The 24,878-nt window shown below is 62.2% G+C and carries 23 protein-coding genes and 2 tRNA genes; 17 read left to right on the top strand and 8 right to left on the bottom strand.

Annotated features, from left to right (window positions below; genetic code table 11):
• Positions 1–29: 29 nt before the first annotated feature.
• The 9 genes from AC1RJW_RS19920 to cheY all read left to right on the top strand — a co-directional run bounded on the left by AC1RJW_RS19920 (position 30) and on the right by cheY (position 8,999).
• Positions 30–578, top strand: a complete 549-nt coding sequence (locus AC1RJW_RS19920) for a hypothetical protein (protein WP_034758366.1) — start codon at positions 30–32, stop codon at positions 576–578.
• An 83-nt stretch (positions 579–661) separates the two neighbouring features.
• Positions 662–1,027 (top strand): response regulator, encoded by a 366-nt coding sequence (locus tag AC1RJW_RS19915; RefSeq protein ID WP_034758362.1) that lies wholly within the window; start codon positions 662–664, stop codon positions 1,025–1,027.
• Positions 1,028–1,070: 43 nt separating this feature from the next.
• On the top strand, positions 1,071–3,266 hold the full coding sequence (gene cheA / locus AC1RJW_RS19910; RefSeq protein WP_493046522.1) for a chemotaxis protein CheA: 2,196 nt from the start codon (positions 1,071–1,073) through the stop codon (positions 3,264–3,266).
• Positions 3,267–3,296: 30 nt separating this feature from the next.
• Complete coding sequence (locus tag AC1RJW_RS19905; RefSeq protein ID WP_034758356.1) at positions 3,297–3,803, top strand: chemotaxis protein CheW; 507 nt, start codon at positions 3,297–3,299, stop codon at positions 3,801–3,803.
• 187 nt (positions 3,804–3,990) lie between these two features.
• Positions 3,991–5,712: a methyl-accepting chemotaxis protein gene (locus AC1RJW_RS19900; protein WP_493046521.1), complete on the top strand. Its 1,722-nt coding sequence runs from the start codon at positions 3,991–3,993 to the stop codon at positions 5,710–5,712.
• 71 nt (positions 5,713–5,783) lie between these two features.
• The gene (locus AC1RJW_RS19895; protein WP_493046520.1) at positions 5,784–6,656 is read left to right on the top strand and encodes a CheR family methyltransferase; all 873 of its coding nucleotides are present in this window, start codon (positions 5,784–5,786) and stop codon (positions 6,654–6,656) included.
• Positions 6,657–6,665: 9 nt separating this feature from the next.
• On the top strand, positions 6,666–7,274 hold the full coding sequence (gene cheD, locus AC1RJW_RS19890; RefSeq protein WP_034758343.1) for a chemoreceptor glutamine deamidase CheD: 609 nt from the start codon (positions 6,666–6,668) through the stop codon (positions 7,272–7,274).
• A 108-nt stretch (positions 7,275–7,382) separates the two neighbouring features.
• The gene (locus AC1RJW_RS19885) at positions 7,383–8,453 is read left to right on the top strand and encodes a protein-glutamate methylesterase/protein-glutamine glutaminase (protein ID WP_035826603.1); all 1,071 of its coding nucleotides are present in this window, start codon (positions 7,383–7,385) and stop codon (positions 8,451–8,453) included.
• 147 nt (positions 8,454–8,600) lie between these two features.
• Positions 8,601–8,999 (top strand): chemotaxis response regulator CheY, encoded by a 399-nt coding sequence (cheY, locus tag AC1RJW_RS19880; protein WP_010396677.1) that lies wholly within the window; start codon positions 8,601–8,603, stop codon positions 8,997–8,999.
• A gap of 69 nt (positions 9,000–9,068) precedes the next feature.
• Here cheY and AC1RJW_RS19875 read toward each other — a convergent pair whose 3' ends face one another.
• Complete coding sequence (locus AC1RJW_RS19875) at positions 9,069–9,821, bottom strand: SDR family oxidoreductase (protein ID WP_493046519.1); 753 nt, start codon at positions 9,819–9,821, stop codon at positions 9,069–9,071.
• 280 nt (positions 9,822–10,101) lie between these two features.
• Between AC1RJW_RS19875 and AC1RJW_RS19870 the strand changes: the two genes are divergently transcribed.
• A complete protein-coding gene (locus AC1RJW_RS19870; RefSeq protein ID WP_493046518.1) occupies positions 10,102–10,554 on the top strand; it encodes a hypothetical protein in 453 nt (150 codons plus the stop codon).
• A 39-nt stretch (positions 10,555–10,593) separates the two neighbouring features.
• Here AC1RJW_RS19870 and panC read toward each other — a convergent pair whose 3' ends face one another.
• The 5 genes from panC to metG all read right to left on the bottom strand — a co-directional run bounded on the left by panC (position 10,594) and on the right by metG (position 15,404).
• Positions 10,594–11,433: a pantoate--beta-alanine ligase gene (gene panC, locus AC1RJW_RS19865; RefSeq protein WP_070219724.1), complete on the bottom strand. Its 840-nt coding sequence runs from the start codon at positions 11,431–11,433 to the stop codon at positions 10,594–10,596.
• Positions 11,434–11,487: 54 nt separating this feature from the next.
• Positions 11,488–12,414 (bottom strand): segregation and condensation protein A, encoded by a 927-nt coding sequence (locus AC1RJW_RS19860; RefSeq protein ID WP_493046517.1) that lies wholly within the window; start codon positions 12,412–12,414, stop codon positions 11,488–11,490.
• 17 nt (positions 12,415–12,431) lie between these two features.
• Positions 12,432–12,641 carry a DUF3460 family protein gene (locus AC1RJW_RS19855; RefSeq protein ID WP_034778041.1) on the bottom strand — a complete coding sequence of 70 codons (210 nt, stop codon included), beginning with the start codon at positions 12,639–12,641 and terminating at the stop codon, positions 12,432–12,434.
• Between the two features lie 107 nt (positions 12,642–12,748).
• Positions 12,749–13,228 carry a GNAT family N-acetyltransferase gene (locus tag AC1RJW_RS19850; protein WP_070219744.1) on the bottom strand — a complete coding sequence of 160 codons (480 nt, stop codon included), beginning with the start codon at positions 13,226–13,228 and terminating at the stop codon, positions 12,749–12,751.
• Between the two features lie 19 nt (positions 13,229–13,247).
• Positions 13,248–15,404, bottom strand: a complete 2,157-nt coding sequence (gene metG, locus AC1RJW_RS19845; protein ID WP_493046516.1) for a methionine--tRNA ligase — start codon at positions 15,402–15,404, stop codon at positions 13,248–13,250.
• A gap of 160 nt (positions 15,405–15,564) precedes the next feature.
• Here metG and apbC point away from each other — a divergent pair, with 160 nt between their 5' ends.
• The 3 genes from apbC (at position 15,565) to AC1RJW_RS19830 (ending at position 19,036) form a co-directional block, all read left to right on the top strand.
• A complete protein-coding gene (gene apbC, locus AC1RJW_RS19840; protein WP_493046515.1) occupies positions 15,565–16,653 on the top strand; it encodes an iron-sulfur cluster carrier protein ApbC in 1,089 nt (362 codons plus the stop codon).
• A 145-nt stretch (positions 16,654–16,798) separates the two neighbouring features.
• Positions 16,799–17,206 carry a DUF4399 domain-containing protein gene (locus AC1RJW_RS19835; protein ID WP_493046514.1) on the top strand — a complete coding sequence of 136 codons (408 nt, stop codon included), beginning with the start codon at positions 16,799–16,801 and terminating at the stop codon, positions 17,204–17,206.
• A gap of 153 nt (positions 17,207–17,359) precedes the next feature.
• A complete protein-coding gene (locus tag AC1RJW_RS19830; RefSeq protein ID WP_493046513.1) occupies positions 17,360–19,036 on the top strand; it encodes an alkaline phosphatase family protein in 1,677 nt (558 codons plus the stop codon).
• A gap of 122 nt (positions 19,037–19,158) precedes the next feature.
• Here the strand turns inward: AC1RJW_RS19830 and AC1RJW_RS19825 are convergent, their stop codons facing one another.
• The gene (locus tag AC1RJW_RS19825) at positions 19,159–20,724 is read right to left on the bottom strand and encodes a phospholipase D family protein (RefSeq protein WP_493046512.1); all 1,566 of its coding nucleotides are present in this window, start codon (positions 20,722–20,724) and stop codon (positions 19,159–19,161) included.
• A 63-nt stretch (positions 20,725–20,787) separates the two neighbouring features.
• Positions 20,788–22,044 (bottom strand): diaminopimelate decarboxylase, encoded by a 1,257-nt coding sequence (lysA, locus tag AC1RJW_RS19820; RefSeq protein WP_493046511.1) that lies wholly within the window; start codon positions 22,042–22,044, stop codon positions 20,788–20,790.
• 102 nt (positions 22,045–22,146) lie between these two features.
• Here lysA and AC1RJW_RS19815 point away from each other — a divergent pair, with 102 nt between their 5' ends.
• The 4 genes from AC1RJW_RS19815 (at position 22,147) to AC1RJW_RS19800 (ending at position 24,878) form a co-directional block, all read left to right on the top strand.
• Positions 22,147–23,058 carry a LysR family transcriptional regulator gene (locus AC1RJW_RS19815; protein WP_493046510.1) on the top strand — a complete coding sequence of 304 codons (912 nt, stop codon included), beginning with the start codon at positions 22,147–22,149 and terminating at the stop codon, positions 23,056–23,058.
• 70 nt (positions 23,059–23,128) lie between these two features.
• Entirely contained in the window at positions 23,129–24,535 is a 1,407-nt protein-coding gene (gene gltX / locus AC1RJW_RS19810) for a glutamate--tRNA ligase (RefSeq protein ID WP_493046509.1), read from the top strand.
• 124 nt (positions 24,536–24,659) lie between these two features.
• A tRNA-Ala gene (locus tag AC1RJW_RS19805) sits at positions 24,660–24,735 on the top strand.
• 67 nt (positions 24,736–24,802) lie between these two features.
• A tRNA-Glu gene (locus tag AC1RJW_RS19800) sits at positions 24,803–24,878 on the top strand.

The following is a 24,878-nucleotide window of genomic DNA, read 5'->3' as shown; positions in this document are numbered from 1 at the left end:
GCGTGGTGTATTGAAACAATGAGACCTTTATGACAAGAAAGAAAATACTTGGCTCGCATGTAAAGCGCCTGCTGTCTGGCGTGTCGGACCATGGCCGCAAGCACTTGACGGAGGTGGAAACCGACCTGGTGCAGACCGGCATCTTGCTGGAAGAGGCGATCGAGAAGCTGTCCTTCAATTTCATGGCGATACACGCAGCCGTCGCTGCGCAGCAAGACACGATCGCCTTGCTGCTCGACGGCGGTATTCCTGCCGAGCAGCAGCGGGAAAAACTGCTGGCCTTGCAGGATGAGGTGGGGGGCTATGTGAATGCCGCCATCACCAGCCTGCAGTTCCAGGACATGACCAGCCAGCTGATCGAGCGCACCTTGAAGCGCGTGACGGGCTTGCGCGAGTTCCTCGGGACCCTGGGCGAGCATGGTGCGGAGATGTTGCCGGAGAGCGACAATGAAGAAATTGTCGCCTTGCTGGGGCGGGTCAGCATGGCGCTGGCGATTCAAAGCCTGGAGTTGCGCAGCGTGCTGCGCAAGGCTGTCAGTCAGCAGCATTTGGAAAGTGGCGACATCGAGCTGTTCTAGCATGTCAGTGCGGAGCGCTTGTGGTTGCATGGATTGATTAATCAAATACTCGGGCAGGATGCCCGGAATAAGTGGGAGCAAAGATGGCCAAAACGATACTTGCAGTGGACGATTCCAGCTCATTGCGCCAGATGGTGGCGTTCAGCCTGAAAGCCGCCGGTTACCAGGTGGTGGAGGCCGTCGACGGTCAGGATGGACTGGAAAAAGCCAAGCTGCAAACCGTGGACCTGGTATTGACGGACCAGAACATGCCGCGCATGGATGGCCTGGAGCTGATCAAGCTGCTGCGCGAACTGCCGACCTACCAGAAGGTACCCATCCTGATGCTGACGACGGAGTCGTCGGACGAGATGAAATCGAAAGGACGTGCCGCCGGCGCCAATGGCTGGCTGGTCAAGCCGTTCGATCCGCAACGCCTGATCGAAGTGGTCAAGAAGGTGATCGGCTGATGCCAGCCGCGCAGCACAACGATGCAATTGACGGAGTCACCCTATGACCATCGATATTAGCCAGTTTTTTCAGGTCTTTTTCGATGAGGCCGAAGAACTGCTGGCTGAAAAAGAACGGCTGCTGCTGGCCGTTGATATTGCGGCGCCCGACGCCGAAGATCTGAATGCCATTTTCCGTACCGCCCATTCGATCAAGGGCGGCGCATCGACGTTCGGCCTCTCCGACATGAGCGAGGTGACGCACATCCTCGAGTCGCTGCTCGACCGCATCCGCCAGGGCCAGATGGCCCTGACGGCGGAACACGTCGATGCCTTTTTGGCCGCCAAGGATATCCTCAAGATGCAGCTCGACGGCCATCGCCTGGGCAGCGCCGTTGACCAGGATGCCGTGGCCAACGTGCGCATGATGCTGCAGTCGTTCTCGCAGGACGTGCCGGTGGCCGCGCTCACACCCGTCGCGCCGGCCTTCCATACGGCGGAAAAAGCCGCCGTCAGCCATGCCGGCGGCCATCGCATCCGCCTGGAGCTGCCGGCGATGGAGCCGCGCGAAGTCGATGCGCTGGCGGCCGAACTGGGCTTGCTGGGCGACGTCGCCGTATCGAGCTTGCCCGACGCGCGCAAGGTGCTGGAAGTGACGACGCATGAAAGCCTGGACGATATCCTGGCCATCTGCTCGTTCGTGCTCAATCCCGACGACATGGTGATCACGCAGGCGCCGCCACTGGCGCCAGGCGAAGCCGATGCGGCCCGCGCGGCGCAGGAAAAAGCCCAGGGCTATGGTTTCTTCGACCCGCTGCCAGGCGCGCCTGCCGCACAGGGCGCGGCGGACCCCGGCTATGGCTTCTTCCAGCCCATCGAGGATATCCGCGCCGCCGCCGGCGTGCAGAGCGACGCCGAACAGGGCTACGGTTTCTTCCAGCCGCTCGAACAGATTTGCGCCGACGCCGCCAAGGCGGGCAGCGCCGTCGCCGCGCCGGCCGTGGCGAGCGTTGTGGCCGAAGCTGAGCAGGAAAAGAAGCCGGCCAAGAAAGAGGGCGACAAGGCCGGCGCCGAATCGTCGTCGATCCGCGTCTCGATCGAGAAAGTCGACCAGCTGATCAACCTGGTGGGCGAACTGGTGATCACGCAGGCGATGATCGAGCAGCGCGCCAGCGCGCTCGACCCGATGCTGCATGAAAAACTGCTCGACAGCGTCAGCCACCTGACGCGCAATACGCGCGACTTGCAGGAAGCGGTGATGTCGATCCGCATGATGCCGATGGATTTCGTCTTTTCGCGCTTCCCGCGCATGGTGCGCGACCTGGCGACGAAACTGGGCAAGAAGGTCGATTTCATCACGAATGGCGCCGCCACGGAACTGGACAAGGGCCTCATCGAGCGCATCGTCGATCCGCTCACGCACCTGGTGCGCAACAGCATCGACCATGGCGTGGAAATGCCGGCCGCCCGCGTGGCCGCCGGCAAGACCGAGGCGGGCCGTCTGTTCCTCTCGGCCAGCCACCAGGGCGGCAACATCATCATCGAAGTATCCGATGACGGCGCGGGACTGAACCGCGAGCGCATCCTGGCCAAGGCCGCGCAGCAAGGCCTGGACGTGTCCGAGTCGATGAGCGACGCCGAAGTGTGGCAGCTGATATTCGCGCCCGGCTTTTCCACCGCCGAAGCCGTGACCGACGTGTCGGGCCGCGGCGTGGGCATGGATGTCGTCAAGCGCAATATCAGCGCCATGGGCGGCGTCGTCGACATCCGTTCGGCCAAGGGTTTCGGCACGACGATTTCCATTTCGCTGCCGCTGACCCTGGCCATCCTGGACGGCATGTCGATCCGCGTCGGCGACGAAGTGTATATTTTACCGCTGGGTTTTGTCATCGAATCCCTGCAGCCGGCCGTTGAGGACATCAAGGACATCAGTGGCAAGGGGCAGGTGGTGAAAGTGCGCGGCGAATACCTGCCCTTGATCCCGCTGTACCAGATGTTCGACATCGCGCCGCGCTTTACCAGTCCCTCGGAAGGCATCTGCGTGATCCTCGAGACGGAAGGGCGCAAGGCGGCCCTGTTTGTCGACGACCTGGTGGGGCAGCAGCAGGTCGTGGTGAAAAACCTCGAATCGAATTACCGCAAGGTGGTGGGCATTTCCGGCGCCACCATCCTGGGCGATGGCGGCGTGTCGCTGATTCTCGATGTCGCCGCCCTGATCCGTTCCTCTCGCCAGCTGGCCGACGAGTCCATTTTTTCGTAATACCGATAGATAAAGATAGGAAAACGCACCATGTCAGATACTCAACAAACATCCGGAAGCAATGCGGGCGACGGCAAGGACATCGCCGGCCGTGAATTCCTGGCCTTCACCCTGGGCTCCGAAGAGTACGGCATCGATATCCTGAAGGTCCAGGAGATCCGTGGTTACGAAGCGGTCACCCGCATCGCCAACGCGCCTGAATTCATCAAGGGCGTGATCAACCTGCGTGGCATCATCATTCCCGTGGTCGACATGCGCATCAAGTTCAACCTGGGCACGCCCGTGTACGACCAGTTCACGGTGGTGATCATCCTGAACATCGGCGGCCGTATCGTCGGCATGGTGGTCGACAGCGTTTCCGACGTCACCACCCTGACGCCGGAGCAGGTGAAACCGGCGCCGGAAATGGGCACCGCCTTCTCGACCGACTACATGATCGGCCTGGGCACCATCGACGAGCGCATGCTGATCCTGGTCGATATCGACAAGCTGATGTCGAGCAGCGAGATGGGCCTGATCGACAAGCTGGCGGCGTAAACGGCAGCAAGGCGGCGCCCGGTGCGCCGCCGTTTTACCACGCAAAGAATCACTACAGATATGCATGTACCGGCGCGGGCATCAGCCAGAGGCGCGCCGGCAGGCTGCAAGGTCCGACAGAGACCCGGCCATAACACGGCGCCGTCCGGTTGAACGGGCGCCGTTCACATAAATATTGGAGACTGTAATGAGTTTGCGCGATTTCAAGATAGGCACCCGGCTGGGGATAGGTTTTGGCAGCATCCTCGCCATCCTGGTGGTGGTGATCGTTTCGGCGAATGCCCTGAATTACCATAACAAGGCCCAGTTGCTCACGGGCCTGGAGCTGGCAAGCGAAAAGAATACGCAGGCGTCGCTGATGAAAAGCGCGATGCTGGAAACCGGTATCGCCATGCGCAACATCGGCTTGCAGGGCGATGTGGGCTTGATGCAGGTGGAAGAGGGCAAGGTGCGCGAGCAGCGCAAGCTGTATGACGGCGCGCGCGGCAAGCTGGCCAGTCTGGGCCTGTCCGATGGCGAGAAGGCGCTGCTGGCCAACATCGCCAAGGTCGACGGCGAAGTCGATGCCGCCTTCAAGGAAGCGATGGGGCAGGTGCTGGCGTTTAACAGCGAGGGCGCGGCGAAGGTGATTGCCACCCGCATCGACCCCTTGAACAAGGCGACCCTGGCCGATATCAACAAGCTGCTCGACTTGCAGCATGTGGCGCAGCAAAGCTTCATGGACGACTCGCTGGCGGCCGATGCGCGCCTGATGACGGTACTGTTCATCCTGGGCGGCGCGGCGGTGGCGATCGGCGCCTGGTGCGCCATCTTCATCACGCGCTCGATCACGGTGCCGCTGTCGGGCGCCCTGGCCGTTGCGCAGAAAGTGGCGGCCGGCGAGCTGACGTCGCGCGTGGTGGTCGAAGGCAAGGATGAAACGAGCGCCCTGCAGCAGGCGCTCAAGGACATGAACGAGAGCCTGGTGCAGACGGTCAGCGACGTGCGCACCGGGACGGACACCATCACCGTGGCGTCGCGCGAGATCGCCAGCGGCAATGCGGACCTGTCGGCGCGCACGGAAACGCAGGCCAGTTCGCTCGAGGAGACGGCGTCGTCGATGGAAGAGCTGACGTCGACCGTGAAGCAGAACGCGGACAACGCGCGCCAGGCCAACCAGCTGGCCGTGTCGGCATCGTCGGTGGCGGAGCAGGGCGGCAAGGTGGTGGCGCAAGTGGTCGATACCATGGGTTCCATCAAGGACAGTTCGCGCAAGATCGTCGATATCATCGGCGTCATCGACGGCATTGCGTTCCAGACGAATATCCTGGCGCTGAATGCGGCCGTCGAGGCGGCGCGCGCAGGCGAGCAGGGGCGCGGCTTTGCGGTGGTGGCGTCGGAAGTGCGTAATCTGGCCCAACGGTCCGCTGGCGCGGCGAAGGAGATCAAGGGCCTGATCGGCGACTCGGTCGACAAGGTCGATGCCGGCAGCCGCCTGGTGGACGAGGCGGGGCAGACCATGGGCCTGATCGTCACGTCGATCCGGCAGGTGGCCGACATCATGGGCGAGATCACGGCGGCGACGCAGGAACAGAGCCATGGCATCGAGGAAGTGAACCAGGCCATCGCGCAGATGGACCAGATGACGCAGCAAAATGCGGCGCTGGTCGAGGAAGCGGCGGCGGCCGCCGAAAGCATGCAGGACCAGGCGCAGAAACTGGCCGACGCCGTCAGCATCTTCAAGCTGGATGGAGAGGGCGCGGCGCAGGCAGCCATGCCCGCGCCCTCGCCAGTAGTCAAAGCGGTGGCACGGCCGGCGCCCGGCGTGGCGGCAAATACACGGCGGTTGGCAAAGACGGCGCAAGCCGGCACGCCACCGCCCGCGAAAAAGCTGGCGGCGGCCGGCGGCGACGATTGGGAAGAGTTCTGACGCCAACCCGGTCCCGCTAGTTATACTTGCAAAGGCATTGGTTAGAGTAGTCATAGAGAGGTAAAAACAAAATGCCGCAAACTAAAACGGATTCGGTCAAGGAATTTGATTTCACTGGCAAGGACTTCGAACGGGTCCGCGCCATGATTTACAAGCGGGCCGGCATCGCGCTGGCCGACAGCAAGCAGGAGATGGTCTACAGCCGCCTGGCCAGGCGCCTGCGCGCGACGGGCATTTCCTCGTTCGTCCGCTACCTGGACGACCTGGAGGCAGGCCGCATGGGCGACGAGTGGGAAGCGTTCACGAATGCGCTGACGACCAACCTGACGTCGTTCTTCCGCGAGGCGCATCATTTCCCGCTGCTGGCCGAGCATGTGAAAAAACTGAGCGGGCCGATCACCATCTGGTGTTCGGCCAGTTCCACCGGCGAGGAGCCTTACTCGATCGCCATGACGGTGTGCGAGGCGTTCAATACGCTCACGCCGCCCGTCACCATCATCGCCACGGACATCGACACCAACGTGCTGGCCACGGCCGCCAATGGCGTCTACAACCTGGACCGGCTCGACAAGATGCCGGCCGACCGTGCGCGGCGCTTTTTCTTGCGCGGCAAGGGCGACCGCGAGGGGCAGGTGCGGGTGCGCCCGGAACTGCGCCAGATGATCACCTTCAAGCCGCTCAACCTGCTGGCCGACGGCTGGCCATTGACGGGGCAGTTCGACGTCATCTTTTGCCGTAACGTGATGATTTATTTTGACAAGGCGACGCAGCGCAAGATCCTGTCGCGCTTTGTGCCATTGATGAAGCCCGATGCCCTGCTGTTTGCGGGCCATTCGGAGAATTTTCTGTACGTGTCGGATTCATTGAAGCTGCGCGGTAAAACAGTCTATGAGCTCGATCAGCCTCGGGGCGCCGCGCCCAAGGTATCGTCGCATCGTACATGAGAGTGAAATATGAGCCTGGAATCCAAAGAGCAATTCGCCACTAACGTCTATTACGACAGGACGTTCAATTGTGACGCCGCCAAGATCTTGCCTGGTGAGTATTACTTTACCAACAAGGACATGCTGATCGTCACCGTGCTGGGCTCCTGCGTCTCGGCCTGCATCCGCGACCGTGTCACGGGCCTGGGCGGCATGAACCATTTCATGCTGCCGGACGGCGGCAGCGATCCGAACAGCCCGATCTCGGCCTCGATGCGCTATGGCACCTACGCCATGGAAATCCTGATCAACGATTTGCTGAAGGCCGGCGCGCGGCGCGAAAACATGGAAGCGAAGGTATTCGGCGGCGGCGCCGTGCTGCGCGGCTTCACGGCGATCAACGTGGGCGAGCGCAATGCGGCCTTCGTCATCAATTACCTGAAGGCGGAAAAGATGCGCGTGGTGGCCGAAGACCTCAACGACATCCATCCGCGTAAGGTGTATTTCTTCCCCCGCAGCGGCAAGGTGCTGGTGAAAAAGCTGATGCAGACGCATAACGACACGCTGGTGCGCCGCGAACTCGATTACGCCAGCCGCCTCAAGGTCGCGCCGGTCGGCGGCGAGGTCGAGCTGTTCTGATACATATCGGACCAAACCTGCTGCGCGTCGCGTTGTGCGGCTTGCGGCGGTGTGGTCCGGGTACTAATTTAATAAAGAATAAGGGCCGCAAGGCCTGGAAGGATAACTATGAAGATCAAAGTATTGATCGTGGATGACTCGGCGCTGATCCGCAGCGTCATGACGGAAATCGTGAACAGCCAGCCCGACATGGAAGTGGTGGGGGCGGCGCCCGATCCGCTGGTGGCGCGCGAGATGATCAAGCAGACCAACCCCGACGTGCTGACCCTCGACGTCGAGATGCCGAAGATGGATGGCCTGGACTTCCTGGAAAAGCTGATGCGCTTGCGCCCGATGCCGGTGCTGATGGTGTCGTCGCTGACCGAGCGCGGTTCGGAAATCACCATGCGCGCGCTGGAACTGGGCGCCGTCGATTTCGTCACCAAGCCGAAGATTTCCATCCAGAGCGGCATGCGCGAGTACACGGACATGATCGCCGACAAGATCCGCGCCGCCTCGAAGGCGCGCATCCGCGCGCGCACCCTGCCGTCGGCCGGCGACAAGGTGGCCGCGCCGCTGCCTGCGCTGCGCAGCCCGTTGACGTCGAGCGAAAAGCTGATCATCGTGGGCGCCTCGACGGGCGGCACGGAAGCGATCCGCGAATTCCTCATGCAGATGCCGTCCGATTGCCCCGGCATCCTGATCACGCAGCACATGCCGGAAGGCTTTACGCGCTCGTTTGCGCGCCGCCTCGATTCGCTGTGCAAGATATCGGTGCAGGAAGCGGCAGGCGGCGAACGCGTGCTGCCGGGCCACGCCTATATCGCCCCCGGCCATTCGCACCTGACCCTGACGCGCAGCGGCGCCAACTACATGACCAAGATCGACCAGGGCGAGCCGGTGAACCGCCACCGTCCGTCCGTCGATGTGCTGTTCCGTTCGGCCGCGCAATCGGCTGGTAAAAATGCCGTCGGCGTGATCCTCACCGGCATGGGCAAGGATGGCGCGCAAGGCATGTTGGAGATGAAGGCCGCAGGAGCGTATAATTTTGCGCAGGATGAAGCCAGTTGCGTGGTGTTCGGCATGCCGCGCGAGGCGATCGCCGTCGGCGCTACGCATGAGGTCGGCGCTCTGACGGCGCTGCCTGGCATGGTGCTGGGACACTTGGCGGCGCACGGCATGCGTGCTTTGCGCGTGTAAGCCACGTTTTATATGATCTGAGGCAAGTTTGTTCGCCTAAAAGCAACGAAAATGCTATCCTACAACTTGCTGCCGTAGTGTCGACCATAATGTCGGCATTCATGTCGATATTATTAACAAACCGCTACAGAAACAACGGAGTTATTCATGGCTGATCCAAAGATGAAATTTTTAGTCGTTGACGATTTTTCGACGATGCGCCGCATTGTCCGGAATCTGTTGAAGGAACTGGGTTATGCCAACGTCGATGAGGCGGAAGACGGCGTGATGGGCCTGGCCAAGCTGCGCGCGGAATCCTACGATTTCGTCGTCTCGGACTGGAACATGCCGAACATGGATGGCCTGACGATGCTGCAGCATATCCGCGCCGATCCCGCACTGGCCAAGCTGCCCGTGCTGATGGTCACTGCTGAAGCGAAAAAAGAAAACATCATCGCCGCCGCGCAAGCTGGCGCCAGCGGTTATGTCGTCAAGCCGTTCACGGCCGCGACCCTCGATGAAAAGCTGAACAAGATTTTCGAGAAGCTGGAAAAAGCCGGCGCCTGATCACGGTTTGATACGCATCAAAAAAACGCTGCCAGTGCGAACTGGCAGCGTTTTTTTTGTTCACCCCGCTTACACCAGGCCGCCATTCGCGCGCAGAGTTTGCCCATTCACCCAGCGGCCGTCGGGGCCTGCCAGGAAGGCCACGGCGGCGGCGATGTCGTCCGGCGTGCCCAGGCGTTCCAGCGGGGCCATCTTGCTCATGCGCTCTATCATTTCTTCCGTCTTGCCGTTCAAGAACAGGGCCGTGGCCGTGGGGCCGGGGGCGACGGCGTTGACGGTGATGTTTTTGCCGCGCAATTCCTTGGCGAAGATAGCCGTCATCGTCTCGATGGCTGCCTTGGTGGCGCCGTAGACGGCATAGCCGGGCAGGGCCAGGCCAATCACGCTGGTGGAGAAGTTGACCACGCTACCGCCGTGGCGCAAGCGCGTCGCCGCCTGGCGCATGGTGTTGAAGCTGCCCTTGACGTTGATGGCGAACAGGCTGTCGAAGGTGGCGTCGTCCGTGTCGGCCAGGGCCGGCAGCGCGGGCGGCATGATGCCGGCGTTGTTGATCAGCACGTCAACACCGCCGAAGGCCGCCTCGGCCGCATCGAACAAGGCTTGCACGTCGCCCGCATCGGCCACGTTGGCCTTGACGGCGATGGCGGCGCCGCCTTCGGCCTCGATGGCCGCCACCAGCGCGTCCGCCGCCCCCTTGCCGCTGGCGTAATTGACGATGACCTGCATGCCGTCGCGCGCCAGGCGGCGGGCGATGGCCGCGCCGATGCCGCGCGAGGCGCCCGTGACGATGGCGACCTTGGCGGAATGGGATGCTGTGTTCATGGTGTTCTCCTGTCGTGGTGGAGGCCCGCATGGGCCAGTGCAGCCATTGTGATCTTTATCGATCCATGGATAAAGATAGGGATCTTGATTTCAATGTACAAATTCCATTAACAATGATTGTTGGCCTCGCTGATATGGACGGGCGTACTCCCGCTGACCGCAAGTAATTGCGCAAAGGAATGAAACATTTCCCAAAGTTAACTTTACACGTCAAATAATTTGGCCCATGATCGCTGCAGTATTGCCCTTTGTCCCCGACCCCGACAAGAAGGAGCGCAACATGCGCCGAGCACCCGTATTATTTTTTGCCCTGAGCACGGCCTTGCTGGCAGCTTGCGGCGTGAGCCTTGAGCAAACCGCTGTCGTGCCTGTCGTGTCCGTCGAGATGCAGGAGCCGGCCGTGCAGTGGCCTGCCGAAGGCGATGGCCGGCATGCCTATCTGCACCGCGTGGGGGGCCGCGATTATGTCAGCCTGAGCCAGCATGGCCCCGAGGGCGGCTTGCCGATACTCACGGGGACGCAGCGCCATGCGCACGCCATCCGCCTGCTGGCAGCCGATCCGGCCCAGGTCCGGGCCATCCTGCGCAGCCTGAGGCTGCCTGCGAACCAGCGCAAGCTGTGGGCGGGCGAGGAAATCGTGCTCGATGCGGCCAGCTATGACATGTTGCAAGCGGCACGCGGCAGCAACAAGCCGCTGTTTGCCGAGCTCAAGCTGGTAGGGATGGAGAAGTAATAAAAGAAACGGGGCCGAACGGCCCCGCTGTGACTGTGCTTAAATTTCCAGGTTGTCGATGAGCCTGGTCTGCCCCAGCTTGGCGGCGGCCAGCACCACCAGCGGTTCGCCTGCGGCCAGTTCGGCGGCGCTCGGCGCTTGCAGGTTGGCGCGCTTGCGCACGGCGATGTAGTCCGATTTCCAGCCGCGGCTGTTCAACAGCTGCATGCTGGCCTGTTCCAGCTCGCCCACGGCCAGATTGCCCTTGCGCACTTCCTCGGCGACGAAATTGAGGCCCTTGAACAGTTCCGGCGCTTCCGCCCGTTCGCTTTCCGACAGGTACATATTGCGCGAGGACAAGGCCAGGCCATCGTCGGCCCGGTACGTTTCTGCGGCGATGATTTCCGTCGGCAGCGCAAACTGGCGCGCCATGTTGCGGATGATCATCAGTTGCTGGTAATCCTTCTTGCCGAACACGGCCACTCTCGGGCCCACGCACGAGAACAGCTTGGTGACGACCGTGCACACGCCTTCGAAGAAGCCGGGGCGGAATTCGCCTTCCAGGGTATTGCCCAGGTCATCGGGCGGGCGCACGCGGTATTCCTGCGGCTCCGGGTACAGTTCCTTTTCCGTCGGCGCGAACAGCACGTACACGCCTTCCTTTTCCAGCTTGGCGATGTCGGCCGCCATGGTGCGCGGATATTTCTCGAAATCTTCGTTCGGGCCGAATTGCAGGCGGTTCACGAAGATCGAGGCGACGACAGGGTCGCCATGCTTGCGCGCCAGGCGCATCAGCGACAGATGGCCTTCGTGCAGGTTGCCCATGGTGGGGACGAACGCCGTGCGCAGCTGTCCGCTGAGCTGGTCGCGCAATTCTTCAATGTCGGAAATAATTTTCATGGATTGCTTTCGCTAAAACCCCGTTGTACGGTGGTCAGTGACAAAGGGAAGGGATCAGGCGGGCGAATAGGCCAGCCGGACGTAGATGGGGGCAAACGGTTCTGCCTGCGTGATTTCGATCAGGGTTTCCTTGGCCAGTTCCAGCAGGGCCACGAAGTTGACCACGACCACGGGCACGCCGCCGGCAATGTCGAACAGCTCGCTGAATTCGACGAAGCGCGACGACTGCAAGTGGCGCAGGATGCTCGACATGTGCTCGCGCACGGACAGTTCCTGGCGGCTGATGCGGTGATGCTGGGTCAGCTTGGCGCGTTTCAGCACGTCGAGCCACGCCTGCTGCAGGTCCACCGGTTCCACGTCGGGCCAGGTGGGCGTCAGGCTTTGCTCGATGAAAATCTGCGTGCGCACGAAATCGCGCTCGAACTGGGGAATGGCGTTCAGGTCGTAGGCGGCCAGCTTGATCTGCTCGTACTCGAGCAGGCGGCGCACCAGTTCGGCGCGGGGGTCGCCGCCATCTTCCTCGACGTCGCTCTTGCGCGATGGCAAAAGCATGCGCGACTTGATCTCGATCAACATCGCCGCCATCAGCAGGTACTCGGCGGCCAGTTCCAGGTTGCGCACACGGATCTGGTCCACATATTTCAGATATTGCAGGGTCACCTGCGCCATCGGGATGTCGAGAATGTTGAAGTTTTGCTTGCGGATCAGGTAGAGCAGCAAGTCGAGCGGGCCTTCGAAGGCTTCGAGGAAGATTTCCAGCGCGTCCGGCGGGATGTACAGATCCGTCGGCATGCGCAGCATGGGCTCGCCATACAGGCGGGCGATGCCCAGCGGGTCGGCGGCGGGCGCCGCGTCCGTGGCTGCGGATGCTGCAGGGTCGCCGCTGCCGTCGCCATCAGCGACAGGTTCGGGCGACTCGATGACTGCGCCGGCACCGGAAGCGTCGGCTTCCGGCGTGACTGCAGACTCTTCAGGCAACATCGTGCCGGTTCCAGATCTTAGTTCTTGTTCTGGTAAACGTAAGCCTGTTGCTTGACGGCCGACGCCAGCTGGCGCTCCTGCTCATCGATGCTGACGGCCGGCTTGTCCCACAGCAGGGCGCGGCCCGCTTGCTGGCCCGCTTCCATGCCAGGATTCTTGGCCTTCAGTTCGGCGATGAACAAGGTGTGGTCGGATACGTAGTTGTTGTGTTTTGCAGGCAGTTTCATATTCTCTTCTGAGTGTCTTATGGGTAAGGTCAGCCGGCCGTATTTTACCGCGCCGTGCCGCTTGGCGGGTTGTTGTATCGGCAAGTCCGGGGCGAAATTGCTAAAAATCAATAACGCAGCAGGCGCCGCATCACCATCGGCGCCGGTTCGGCGGGGTTGGCGTGCGAATATTCCAGTTCTTCGGCCAGCTCGAATTCGAAGGCCGCATAAAAATCGATCAGCTTGCGCTGGTCGCGTCGCACGGCCAGGCGCAATTCCTCGGCCTGACACGACAGGCCGTGATGAATGATGGCTTCGAGCAAGTGCTGCGAGACGTGGCTGCCCCGGTAAGCGGGCAGCACGCCCATGCGCGAAATCTTCCAGATGGCGGGATCGCTGTCGAGCGGCATCCAGCGCAGCGAACCGGCTGGAATGTCGTCGATCAGCAACAGAAAACCGCCGCCGTGGCGCAATTGCGCTTCCACCTGCTGCGCCGTCTCGTGGTGCCCGCTGGACGAGGCCGCCACCTTGCCGGCCCACGCAGCGCGGGTCAGCTCGGCCATCAGTTGTGCATCGGCATTTGTTGCTTCGCGCACCACGATATTCATCATCGGTCCTTGTGCGGGCTTAGCGGATGCGCATGCCAGGTTCCGCGCCCGGCCATGGGTTCAGGATGTAGATGCCCGGATTGGCCTTCTCGTCGGCGGCGGAGGCGGCCATGACCATGCCTTCCGAAATGCCGAACTTCATCTTGCGCGGCGCCAGATTGGCCACCAGCACCGTCAGCTTGCCGATCAGTTCTTCCGGCTGGTAGGCCGAGCGGATGCCCGAGAACACATTGCGCAGGCGGCCTTCGCCCGCGTCCAGGGTCAGGCGCAGCAGCTTGTCGGAGCCGTCGACCAGTTCGCAGTTGACGATCTTGGCGATGCGCAAGTCGACCTTGAGGAAATCGTCGATCTTGATCTCGGGTGCCAGTTCCTCGATGGCGGCAGCGGCGACAGCAGGGGCCGCGGCGTCGTTCGCGGCATCGCCAGCCGGTGCGGCGATGGCGGCGGCCGCTTGCGGTGCATCAAACAGCGCTTCGATCATCTTTGCATCCATGCGCGTCATCAAGTGGCTGTAGGCGCCGATGGTACGGCCCAGCATGCTGTTCGAGACGGCGTCGCCGAACACTTGCGTATCCGCCCAGGTGAACTCGGCGTCGTTGAGGAACGATGCCACGTTCTTCGCCACGCCCGGCAGGACCGGCGACAGCAGAATCGTCAGCTGGCGGAACAGGATCAGCGCCGTGGTGCACACGTCGTGCAGTTCGGCCGTCTTGTCGACGTCCTTGGCGAGGATCCACGGTTTGTTTTCATCGACATACTGGTTGGTGATGTCGGCGATTTCCATGATTTCGCGCAAGGCCTTGCCGAATTCGCGGTTTTCAAAATGCGCGGCGATGCTGGCCTGGCGTTCGACGATGACGCCGTTCACGTCCACCGTCAGCGCGCGGTTGATCCAGCTTTGCGCGCCTTCCGACAGCGTGGATGCCAGCTTGCCGTCGAAACGCTTGGCGATGAAGCCGGCGCAGCGGCTGGCGATGTTCACGTACTTGCCGATCAGGTCGCTGTTCACGCGGGCGACGAAGTCTTCGCCGTTGAAGTCCAGGTCTTCCACTTTCGAGTTCAGCTTGAAGGCGATGTAGTAGCGCAGCCATTCCGGGTTCATGCCCAAGTCCAGGTAGCGCAGCGGCGAAATGCCGGTGCCGCGCGACTTCGACATCTTTTCGTTATTGACCGTCAGGAAGCCGTGTACATTGACTTTCAGTTTGTCGATCACGGGGTGATTGGCAAATTTCAGCATGGCAGGCCAGAACAGCAGGTGGAAGGAAACGATGTCCTTGCCGATGAAATGGATCTGTTCCGTCGTCGGGTCATTCAGGAAGGCGTCGAAATCGATGCCTTTCTTGTCGCAATAGTTTTTCAGGCTGGCCAGGTAGCCGACGGGCGCGTCCATCCACACATAGAAGAACTTGCCTGGTGCATCGGGAATCGGGATGCCGAAGTAGGGCGCGTCGCGCGAGATATCCCAGTCAGCCAGCTTTTCGCCCGCTTCGCCCAGCCATTCGCTGACCTTGTTGACCATTTCCGGCTGCAAGCGGCCTGGCGTATTCAGCCAATCCTTGAGGAATTCGAAGCAGCGTGGGTCGGACAGCTTGAAGAAATACTGTTCCGACGGCTTCATCACGGGCGTCGCGTTGGTGAAGACCGAGAACGGGTTGACCAGGTCGGTCGGCTGGTAGGCCGCGCCGCACACCTCGCAATTGTCGCCGTACTGGTTCTTGGCGCCGCATTTCGGGCATTCGCCCTTGATGTTGCGGTCGGCCAGGAACATGCCCTTGACCGGGTCGAAGAAGCGGTCGACGGTTTTCGTGACGATCAGGCCCGTATCGCGCAGTTTGCGGTAGATCGATTGCGACAGATCAACGTTCTCCGGCGAATCGGTCGAATACCAGTTGTCAAAAGCGATATGGAAGCCATCGAGGTACTGGGCGCGGCCGGCGGCGATGTTGGCGACGAATTGCTGCGGCGTGATGCCTTCCTTTTCGGCGGCGATCATGATGGGCGTGCCATGCGTATCGTCGGCGCCCACAAAGTGCACTTCACGGCCGGCTTCGCCATCGCGTTGCATTCGCTGGAACCGGACCCAGATATCGGCCTGGATGTATTCCATGATGTGGCCAATGTGAAAAGCGGCGTTTGCGTAAGGCAGGGCAGTGGTGACGAACAGCTTGCGAGTCATGATTGATGCACTTTTGGGATGGATAATAGGACATTTTAACAGCGGAAAGGCAATATGAGCAGATGCAGCGCCGGCAAGTGATGCTTTTGCCGCCATCGCACCATGCAAATTTGCGCTAGACTGCGCGTATTGCACATATGTAGTACACACGGAGATTTACATGAGCATCACAGTAGAAGACGTCAAGGCCGCGCTGGCCCAGGTTATTGATCCAAATACACATAAAGATTTCGTTTCCAGCAAAACCGTCAAGAATCTGAAGGTTGATGGCGCTGATATTTCGCTCGACATCGAACTGGGCTACCCCGCCAAGAGCCAGATCGACCTGATCCGCAAGTCCGTGCTGGCCGCCCTGCGCGTGCTGCCGGGCGTGGGCAACGTCAGCGTGGGCGTGTCGTCGAAGATCATTTCGCACACGGTGCAGCGCGGCTTGAAGCCGATGAGCAACGTGAAAAACATCATTGCCGTCGCTTCCGGCAAGGGCGGCGTTGGCAAATCGACCACGGCCGTCAACCTGGCCCTGGCCCTGGCCGCCGAAGGCGCCACCGTCGGCATGCTGGACGCCGATATCTATGGCCCGTCGCAGCCGATGATGCTGGGCATCAGGGGCCAGCCGAAGACGCTGGACGGCAAGAGCATGGAGCCGATGGAAAACCACGGCCTGCAAGTGTCGTCGATCGGCTTCATGATCGATCCGGACGAGCCGATGGTGTGGCGCGGCCCGATGGTCACGCAAGCCTTGCAGCAATTGCTGGACCAGACCAACTGGCGCGACCTCGATTATCTGATCGTCGACATGCCGCCAGGCACGGGCGACATCCAGCTGACCCTGTCGCAGAAAGTACCCGTCACGGGCGCCGTGATCGTCACGACGCCGCAGGACATCGCGCTGCTGGACGCGCGCAAGGGTTTGAAAATGTTCGAGAAGGTCGGCATTCCGATCCTCGGCGTGGTGGAAAACATGAGCACGCACATCTGCTCGAACTGCGGCCATGCGGAAGAAATCTTCGGTGCCGGCGGCGGCGCGAAGATGTGCGCGGACTTCGGCGTGGAATTCCTCGGCGCCTTGCCGCTGACCATGGCGATTCGCCAGCAGACGGATTCGGGCATGCCCACCGTCGTGGCCGAGCCGGAAGGCCCTGTCGCCGTGATCTACAAGCAGATCGCCCGCACCATCGCGATCAAGGTGGCGGAAAAGGCGAAGGATATGACAAGTAAATTCCCGTCGATCGTCATCAAAAACGACTAGTGGCCGGGTGGCCTTGCAAACCTGGTTTTCAAGGCCACCATGGCACCATTGGATTTATCCATTGGCTTAACTCTTACCCGGCGCCACAACCGCCAGGAATATGGTTTCATGCAGTCCGTGTTGTTATTAAACAAGAGGAGACATCATGCAATTGACCACCGTATTCCTGCGCCAGGCCGCAGTCCTGGTTGCCGGCACTCTGCTGGCCGCCAGCGCCTTTGCCCAATCCGTGTCGTTCGTCGAGCCAGCCGATGGCGCGACGGTGACGAGCCCGTTCAAAGTGAAATTTGCCGTCAGCGGCATGGACGTCAAGCCGGCCGGCGACATGACGGCCAAGACAGGCCACCATCATCTGCTCATCAATATGGGACCGATGAAGGCGGGCGAGATGATACCCATGGACGAAAAGCATTTGCATTTCGGCAAAGGTCAAACGGAAACGGACGTCACCTTGCCGCCGGGCCAGTACACGCTCACCATGCAGTTCGCCAATGGCGCGCACCAGTCGTATGGGCCGGAGTTGAGCAAAAGCATCAAAGTGACGGTCCAGTAAGTCCAGGCAAGCAAGTCAGGCAAATTCATTTGTTTCGGCAAAGGCCGGGTTCCAGCGATGGAGCCTGGCCTTTTTCATGGTATTGCTTTTTGTCATCATTGCGTCATATAGTCGGCGTATACTGCCCGGTGGCCTAACTTTTGATGAGTGGATATGACGAAACATTTCTCCCTTTCCCGGCACCTGGCGCAGGCGCTGCTGCTGGTGACTAGCGTGGCGGCTTGCCAGGCATATGCGGCCAAGGCCGTACCCACGGCTGCGGCGCAGCCGAAGCTGGTCGTGGTGCTGGTGGTCGATGGTTTGCCGCAAGAGCAGGTAACGCGCTACCGCGAGCAGTTCGGCCAGGGCGGCTTCCGCCGCCTGCTGGAGCAGGGCGCGTGGTTCAGCGATGCGCACCAGGCGCATGGCATCACGGTCACCGCGATCGGCCACTCGGCCGTGCTGTCGGGCGCCTATCCGTACCAGCATGGCGTGATCGGCAATAACTGGATCGATCCCCTCACGAAAAAATCCGTGTACTGCACCGAAGATGGCAATTTCCATTACATCGGCGAAGAAACGAAGCCGGACGACGGCACGGCGCCGACCAAGCTGCGCGTGAGCACCCTGGGTGACGAGTTGCGCTATGCCACGGGCGACAAGGCCAAGGTCGTCACCGTGTCGGGCAAGGACCGGGGCGCCATCCTGCTGGCCGGGAAAACGGGCACGGCATACATGTACATGGAAAAGACGGGCAACTTCGCCAGCAGCACCTATTACATGCAGCAGCATCCGCAATGGGTGCAGCGCTACCAGGCTGGCAAACCGCAGGACCGCTACTACGGCAAGAGCTGGACGCCGCTGCTGGCCGACAGCGCCTACGTCAACGATGCGCGGGACGACCTCGTGGCGGCCAAGCCGGGCACGCGCAACACCTTCCCGTTCGCCTACTACAGCGACAGCGGCAAGCTCGATGGCGAGTATTACAGCCGTCTGAAGTCCGGCCCCTTCCTCGATGAACTGACCCTGGAATTCGCCCGCGCCGCCATCGATGGCGAAAACCTGGGCCGCAACCCGGCCGGCGTGCCCGATATCCTGGGCGTGAGCCTGTCCGCGCATGATTATGTGAACCATGCCTACGGCCCGGAAAGTAAGATGTCGCACGACCACCTGCAGCGCCTGGACCGCATGCTGGCCGGCTTCTTTGCCGATCTCGATAAAAAAGTCGGCATGGACAACGTGCTGGTGGTGCTGACGGCCGACCATGGCTTTGCCAACGTGCCGGAATTTACGGAAACGCGCGGCTTTTCCGCCAAACGCATCGATGGCGGCAAACTGGTCGATGCCTTGAACCAGCACCTGGCAACGACTCTGGGCATCGATAAACTGGTGACGACGTCGTCGCTGCCGAATATCTACCTCGATTACGCGCTGGCGGAACAGCGCGGCGTCCATCGCGCGGCCCTGGAAGACGCGGCGGCCCGCTTCCTGCTGCTGCAGGACGGCCTGGCGCAAGTCTATACGCGCACGCAGATGGAAACAGGCGCCGTCGCCACGCGCATGGACACGCTGATGCGCCGCGCCTGGAACCGCCAGCTGTCGGGCGACCTGATGCTGGTCACAAAGCCGGCCTGGTACTTCGGCAAGGGCAGCGGCGGCACTTCGCACGGCACGCCGTACACGTATGACACCAACGTGCCGCTGATGGTCTTCGGCCCCCGCTGGATCAAGCCGGGCGCCTACGGCCAGTACGCGGAAGTGGTCGATATCGCGCCTACGCTCGCCCATTTGCTGCGCATACGCCAGCCGTCGGCGTCGGAAGGGCGGATTTTGACGGAAGCGGTGCGGTAAAGGGCGGTGCTGCGTGCTTGTCGGCTTACGCGCTTTGCGCTAACCCGACCTACGATGACCTTGTAGGTCGGATTAGCGGGGCGCAGCCACGCGTCATCCGACAACATCGTCGGCAAAACCGCTTACAGCAGCCAGTCTATCGGCAGCACCGACAAAATCGCCACCCCCAAGCGCTTCCACACGCTGGTGCCCGGTTCCGTGTCGTAGCGGGTGGTGGCGCCGCTGGCGTCGCGGGCGATCCAGTACAGCGCGCCGTCGTCGCCAAGCAGTACCTGGTAGGCGCGCTGCGGGATGGTGGTGCGCATGGCTTGCCCCAGTTGGCTGGCCAGCGCGGGGCTGTCGATGACGAGGCCCATTTCCGTATTCAATTCGATCGAGCGCGGGTCGAAATTGAACGAGCCGACAAAGATGCGCTGGTCGTCGACGGCAAAGGTCTTCGCATGCAGGCTCGATGCGGAGCTGCCGAAGCGGCCCGGCTGTTCGCGCGCGTCTCCCGCTTCCCACGAGCGGCGCGATTCATACAGCAGCACGCCCGCTTTCAGCAGCGGCTTCCTCCACTTCGCATAGCCCGCATGTACGGCCGCCACGTCGGTCGCTTCCAGCGCATTCGTCAGGATGCGCACGCCCACGCCTTTTTGTGCCAGGTCGGCAAAGGCTTGCGTGCCGGCCTTGCCTGGCACGAAATACGGCGACACCAGGTCCACTTCCTTTTGCGGCACACCCAGCAGGTTTTGCAGGTTTTCCGCCACGCCCGTGCCTGGCCGGGCCTTGTCCAGCACCTTGGCCGGGTCGTCGCTGACCATGCGCGTCCTTGCCCATTCGAAGGGCAGGGTGCGTTCCATCATCTGCTTGACGAAGGGCGAGGTGCGCAGCGCCTGCACGTATTCTTCGGCCGCCCTGGTGTCGTCGATGCGGTCCGCCTCGGCAGCGATGGTGGCCGCGTCGCCATCGACAGGGCTGGTCAGCAGCAGTCTGGCCGGGTAGGCCGAGGCGCTGTTCCAGTATCGGTCGAAATCCTGCGATACCTCGCCCACGACAGGGCCGACGGCCAGCACGTCCAGGTCGGCAAACAGCACGTCGCCGGCCGCACCAAAATATTCATCGCCCACATTGCGCCCGCCGACGATGGTGGCCTGGTTATCGGCCGTGAACGACTTGTTGTGCATGCGCCGGTTGAGGCGCGAAAAATCGGTGGCGAAGGCCAGCGCGCGCGGCGCGCGGGGCACGAAAGGATTGAACAGGCGGATTTCCAGGTTCCGCTGCTTGCCCAGCATCGCCAGGGTCTGGTCCAGACCCGCCGTGTTGTTATCGTCGAGCAGCAGGCGCACGCGCACGCCCCGTTCGGCCGCCTGGCGCAGGGCGTCGAACAGCAGGGTGCCCGTGATGTCCTTGTGCCAGATGTAGTACTGCACGTCCAGGCTGCGCTGGGCGGCGGCGGCCAGCAGGGCGCGCGCGGCAAAGGCGTCGCGCCCGTCGACCAGCGGATAGATGCCGGACACGCCGGGATGCTGCGCCACCATGGGCGCGATGGCCGTGGCCAGCCCGGTATCGGCCGTATCGGCGATGACGGTGGAGGGGATGCGGCCGTCCAGCGAAGGCAGGGAAGCGCAGCCGGCAAGGACGGCGGACAGCAGCAGGGGCAGCAGCAGCCGGGTGGCGCTGCGGAAGGGAAGTACTTGGGCGGGCATGGCGGGCTTTCATCGAGTTGCCCCGATGTTAGCAGATGCGCATGCCCGCACGCGGACGCGGTTTTACAGTTGTTCCAGCGCGATCAGCTCGGCCACCGTCTGGCGGCGGCGGATCAGGCGCGACGGGTGTTGATCATCGGCGCCATCGACCAGGTATTCGGCCGCATGCGGGCGGCTGTTGTAGTTCGATGACATCGATGCGCCATACGCGCCGGCGCCTTCGAAGACCACGTAGTCGCCCACCTGCGCTGCCGGCAACAAGCGCGTTTCCACCACGCCGCCGTCGCGCTGAGTGAAGACGTCGCCCGATTCGCACAGGGGACCGCCGACGACGGTGGCGCATGCGGGGCTGGCGTCCAGCGCGCGGCCGTCATGCGCGATCACCGACATTGCATGGTAGCTGCCGTACATGGCGGGGCGCATCAGTTCATTGAAGCCCGTATCGAGCAGGGTGAAGTGGTTGCCGCCCATTTGCTTGGTGGCGCGCACTTCGGCCACCAGCAGGCCGGCGTCCGCCACCAGGAAGCGGCCCGGTTCGATTTCCAGGTGCACGGGATGGCCCAGGTGCGCCTCGATCTGCTTGCGCGCCGCATCCCATAGCTGGAAATAGTGGTCCGTGTCGACTGGTTGCTCACCTTCGCGGTAGGGCACGGACAGGCCGCCGCCCGTGGAAATGGCTTCCAGGTCGTGGCCCATGTTCTTGACCAGGTCGACCATGGTGCCGCAGACGGTTTCCAGGTGGCTGTAATCGACGCCCGAACCGATGTGCATGTGCAGGCCCACCAGGTGCAGTCCGTGGGCGCGGATGACGGCCAGCGCCTCCGGCAGCTCTTCGTGCCAGATGCCGTGCTTGCTGTTTTCGCCGCCCGTATTCGTCTTGTTGCTGTGGCCATGGCCATAGCCGGGATTGATGCGCAGCCAGACGCGGTGGCCGGGCGACACGGGGCCCAGCTGGCGCAGCATGTCGACGGAGCCGCAATTGACTTCAATTTTTGCTGCCGCCACGCGCGCCAGGGTGGCGCGGTCGAACAGGTCGCAGGTAAACACCACGCCGGCGGCGCCGTTCGTTTGCGCCGGCGTAAAGCCTGCCTGCAGCGCGCGCTCGATCTCGCCCAGCGAGACGGCGTCCACGTGCACGCCCGCTTCGCGCATCACGGCGAGCAGATGGATGTTCGAATTGGCCTTTTGCGCGAAGCGCACGGTGTCGAATTGCGCCAGCTGCGCGATGCGCGCGCGGATGGTGGCCGCGTCATACACCCACAGGGGCGTGCCGTGTTCCTGGGCGAGTCGGGCGAGGGTCTGGTCGGTGACGGGCTTCATCGTGTGCTTTCGGTGGAATGAGGGGGTAGGTGCATGATGGCCGATTGCGCTTCGACTATAAAATATCCATTTAAGCCTACCTTATTCATTTATGATATGGGTATGACTATCTCCCTGCGCCATATCGAAGTCTTTCGCGCCATCATGACGACGGGCAGCGTGACGGCGGCGGCCGCCATGCTGCACACCTCGCAGCCCACCGTCAGCCGCGAGCTGGCGCGCCTCGAACATTTGACGGGCTTGACCTTGTTCGAACGCGAACGGGGGCGGCTGCGCCCCACGGCCCAGGCGTTGCAGCTGTTTGAGGAAGTGCAGCGCGCGTACTTCGGTCTGGAGCGCATCGTCAGCACGGCGGCGGCCCTGCGCCAGTTCGACCAGGGGCAGTTGTCGATCGCCTGCCTGCCCGTGTTTTCCCAGTCGCTGCTGCCGCAGGCGTGCAAGCGCTTCGTCGCCGATTTTCCCAAGGTGAGCATCAGCATCACGCCGCAGGAGTCGCCGCTGCTGGAAGAGTGGCTGTCGGCGCAGCGCCACGATATCGGCCTGACGGAAGTGGGCAATGCGCCGCCCGGCACGGCGCTGGCCACCTTGATGTCCGTCGATGAAGTGTGCGTGCTGCCCGACGGCCATGCGCTCGCCAGCAAGGCCGTGCTGCAGCCAGCGGACTTCGCGGGCCAGCCTTTCATCAGCCTGGCCGCCGTCGACCCGTACCGTCAGCAGATCGACGCCATCTTCGCGCAGGCGGGCGTGGAACGGCGCATGGCGCTCGACACGCACAGCGCCGCTTCCGTCTGCGCCATGGTGCGCGAAGGCGTGGGGCTGGCCATCGTCAATCCGCTCACGGCGCTCGATTATGCGGGGCAGGGCTTGCAGATCCGCCGCTTTGCCGTGTCCCTGCCGTTCACCGTGAATCTCGTGAAACCCTTGCACCGGCCCCTGTCGCAGCTGGTGGCCCTGTTCGAGCAGGCGCTGCATGCGCAGGCGGACGAGGTGAAAAGGCGCTTGCTGCAGCTGTGACGACGCTTGTGGAGCGGCGGCGGTCAACAGAGTAAAATGGCGTTTTACTTATTCAAGCCTGATTACTTCGATGACCACAACCGCTACTCCCGTCCGTACCCGTTTCGCTCCCAGCCCGACCGGCTATCTGCACCTGGGCGGCGCCCGCACCGCTTTATACAGCTGGGCCTACGCCCGCCACTTCGGCGGCACCTTCGTGCTGCGCATCGAAGACACGGACGTGGAGCGTTCCACGCCGGAAGCCGTGCAAGCCATCATCGAAGGCATGAAGTGGCTGGGCCTGGACCACGACGAAGGCCCGTTCTACCAGATGCAGCGCATGGACCGCTACCGCGAAGTGGTGGCGCAGATGCTGGCCGAAGGCACGGCGTACCACTGCTACTCGTCGCAGGAAGAAGTCGAAGCGATGCGCGAGCGCATGCGCGCCGCCGGCGAAAAGCCACGCTACGACGGCACCTGGCGCCCGGAACCGGGCAAGACCCTGCCGGCCGTGCCAGCGGACCGCAAGCCCGTCGTGCGCTTCAAGAATCCGCTCGATGGCGACGTGACGTGGGACGACGTGGTCAAGGGCACGATCACGATCTCTAACCGCGAACTGGACGACCTGGTGATCGCGCGCCCGGACGGTACGCCAACCTACAACTTCTGCGTGGCCGTCGATGACTGGGACATGCAGATCACCCACGTGATCCGCGGCGACGACCATGTCAACAACACCCCGCGCCAGATCAACATCCTGCGCGCCATCGGCGCGCCGCTGCCGCTGTACGGTCACCTGCCGATGATCCTCGGCGCGGACGGCGAGAAGCTGTCGAAGCGCCATGGCGCCGTCAGCGTGATGGATTACCCGGCGCAGGGCTTCCTGCCGGAAGCGATGCTGAACTACCTGGCGCGCCTGGGCTGGAGTCATGGCGACGATGAAGTGTTCTCGACCGAGCAGTTCTGCGAGTGGTTCAACCTGAACCACCTGTCGAAATCGGCGGCCCAGTTCAACAATGAAAAACTGGCCTGGCTGAACAACCACTATATCAAGCAGGCCGACAACACGCGCCTGGCCGACCTGGCGCGTCCGCAAATGGTCGCCGCCGGCGCCGTCTTCGAAGGCGCGCCGGACCTGGCGCAAGTGCTGGGCATGATGAAAGAGCGCGCCAACACCGTCAATGAACTGGCGGCCGCCTCGATGCTGTTCTTCCGCGCGCCGCAGCCGGAAGCGGAACTGGCAACGCAGCACATCACGGACGCCATCAAGCCCGTGCTGGCGCAGTTTGCCGAGCGCATCGCCACGGTGGAGTGGAGCAAGGAAGCCGTCGCCGCCATGATCAAGGAAGTGCTGGCCGCCAACACCATCAAGATGCCGCTGCTGGCCATGCCTTTGCGCCTGATTCTGACGGGCCAGCTGCAGACGCCGGCCATCGACCAGGTGGTCGTGATCTTCGGCCGCGAGACCGTGCTGGCGCGCCTGGTAAAGTGGCTGTAATCGGCGCTCTGAAATAAGCGCTGGAATCGCGTGTAGAAACCGCCCCTGTGAAAAGTTGCTCATAGACGAAAAAGGGTATTTGCAGAGTGAAACTTCTTTGCTATACTCTTGTTTCTGCACCAACGGGGGTATAGCTCAGCTGGGAGAGCGCTTGCATGGCATGCAAGAGGTCAGCGGTTCGATCCCGCTTACCTCCACCAGCAGCAAAATCGCAGTCAGGTTTTGTTAGTCGTTGAAGTGGTGCAGTTGTTGTTTGGAAGTTCCGCGGTCCCCATCGTCTAGAGGCCTAGGACATCACCCTTTCACGGTGAGTACAGGGGTTCGAATCCCCTTGGGGACGCCA

This window comes from Janthinobacterium sp. GW822-FHT07A03 (assembly GCF_058798815.1).
Note: the sequence above shows the minus strand (reverse complement) of the source record. Positions and strands in the feature narration are given on the sequence as shown.

What these genes read in the sequence shown, in the direction of transcription:
- AC1RJW_RS19900 (WP_493046521.1), top strand. Translation starts at nt 3,991, where the DNA reads ATGAGTTTGCGCGATTTCAAGATAGGCACCCGGCTGGGGATAGGTTTT.
- AC1RJW_RS19875 (WP_493046519.1), bottom strand. Translation starts at nt 9,821, where the DNA reads ATGAACACAGCATCCCATTCCGCCAAGGTCGCCATCGTCACGGGCGCC.
- AC1RJW_RS19870 (WP_493046518.1), top strand. Translation starts at nt 10,102, where the DNA reads ATGCGCCGAGCACCCGTATTATTTTTTGCCCTGAGCACGGCCTTGCTG.
- lysA (WP_493046511.1), bottom strand. Translation starts at nt 22,044, where the DNA reads ATGAAGCCCGTCACCGACCAGACCCTCGCCCGACTCGCCCAGGAACAC.
- AC1RJW_RS19860 (WP_493046517.1), bottom strand. Translation starts at nt 12,414, where the DNA reads ATGTTGCCTGAAGAGTCTGCAGTCACGCCGGAAGCCGACGCTTCCGGT.
- cheA (WP_493046522.1), top strand. Translation starts at nt 1,071, where the DNA reads ATGACCATCGATATTAGCCAGTTTTTTCAGGTCTTTTTCGATGAGGCC.
- AC1RJW_RS19835 (WP_493046514.1), top strand. Translation starts at nt 16,799, where the DNA reads ATGCAATTGACCACCGTATTCCTGCGCCAGGCCGCAGTCCTGGTTGCC.
- AC1RJW_RS19830 (WP_493046513.1), top strand. Translation starts at nt 17,360, where the DNA reads ATGACGAAACATTTCTCCCTTTCCCGGCACCTGGCGCAGGCGCTGCTG.
- AC1RJW_RS19815 (WP_493046510.1), top strand. Translation starts at nt 22,147, where the DNA reads ATGACTATCTCCCTGCGCCATATCGAAGTCTTTCGCGCCATCATGACG.
- AC1RJW_RS19885 (WP_035826603.1), top strand. Translation starts at nt 7,383, where the DNA reads ATGAAGATCAAAGTATTGATCGTGGATGACTCGGCGCTGATCCGCAGC.
- apbC (WP_493046515.1), top strand. Translation starts at nt 15,565, where the DNA reads ATGAGCATCACAGTAGAAGACGTCAAGGCCGCGCTGGCCCAGGTTATT.
- AC1RJW_RS19905 (WP_034758356.1), top strand. Translation starts at nt 3,297, where the DNA reads ATGTCAGATACTCAACAAACATCCGGAAGCAATGCGGGCGACGGCAAG.
- AC1RJW_RS19920 (WP_034758366.1), top strand. Translation starts at nt 30, where the DNA reads ATGACAAGAAAGAAAATACTTGGCTCGCATGTAAAGCGCCTGCTGTCT.
- AC1RJW_RS19915 (WP_034758362.1), top strand. Translation starts at nt 662, where the DNA reads ATGGCCAAAACGATACTTGCAGTGGACGATTCCAGCTCATTGCGCCAG.
- AC1RJW_RS19895 (WP_493046520.1), top strand. Translation starts at nt 5,784, where the DNA reads ATGCCGCAAACTAAAACGGATTCGGTCAAGGAATTTGATTTCACTGGC.
- metG (WP_493046516.1), bottom strand. Translation starts at nt 15,404, where the DNA reads ATGACTCGCAAGCTGTTCGTCACCACTGCCCTGCCTTACGCAAACGCC.
- cheY (WP_010396677.1), top strand. Translation starts at nt 8,601, where the DNA reads ATGGCTGATCCAAAGATGAAATTTTTAGTCGTTGACGATTTTTCGACG.
- AC1RJW_RS19850 (WP_070219744.1), bottom strand. Translation starts at nt 13,228, where the DNA reads ATGAATATCGTGGTGCGCGAAGCAACAAATGCCGATGCACAACTGATG.
- AC1RJW_RS19825 (WP_493046512.1), bottom strand. Translation starts at nt 20,724, where the DNA reads ATGCCCGCCCAAGTACTTCCCTTCCGCAGCGCCACCCGGCTGCTGCTG.
- gltX (WP_493046509.1), top strand. Translation starts at nt 23,129, where the DNA reads ATGACCACAACCGCTACTCCCGTCCGTACCCGTTTCGCTCCCAGCCCG.
- cheD (WP_034758343.1), top strand. Translation starts at nt 6,666, where the DNA reads ATGAGCCTGGAATCCAAAGAGCAATTCGCCACTAACGTCTATTACGAC.
- panC (WP_070219724.1), bottom strand. Translation starts at nt 11,433, where the DNA reads ATGAAAATTATTTCCGACATTGAAGAATTGCGCGACCAGCTCAGCGGA.
- AC1RJW_RS19855 (WP_034778041.1), bottom strand. Translation starts at nt 12,641, where the DNA reads ATGAAACTGCCTGCAAAACACAACAACTACGTATCCGACCACACCTTG.